Annotated in this window: 1 protein-coding gene; it reads right to left on the bottom strand. The window is 47.7% G+C overall.

The features are described from left to right. On the bottom strand, positions 1 to 214 hold a 214-nt coding region (locus EYW48_RS22010; RefSeq protein WP_277433144.1), incomplete at both ends, for an IS66 family insertion sequence element accessory protein TnpB.

Genomic DNA, 214 nt, shown 5'->3' with positions numbered 1-214 from the left:
GCACTCCGATTAACTCGGCTAAGTAGGCCACAGGTGTTCCCTGGGGAATGCTGAGTTCAACATCATTAATGGATAGCGTCATGTTGGCGACGGGTGCTTGAGCCACTTGGTAGCGAGTCGTTTTTTCAACGACTTCAGCTTTGATAAAGCCACCAGTTTGAGATTGCCCAAAGCACTGCAATTGTTGACGCTTTGCATAAAAGGTCGAAAGACT

The sequence above is a fragment of the Vibrio sp. 1180_3 genome (assembly GCF_029478545.1).
In the GTDB taxonomy this organism is placed as follows: Bacteria; Pseudomonadota; Gammaproteobacteria; order Enterobacterales; family Vibrionaceae; genus Vibrio; species Vibrio aestuarianus.
Note: the sequence above shows the minus strand (reverse complement) of the source record. Positions and strands in the feature narration are given on the sequence as shown.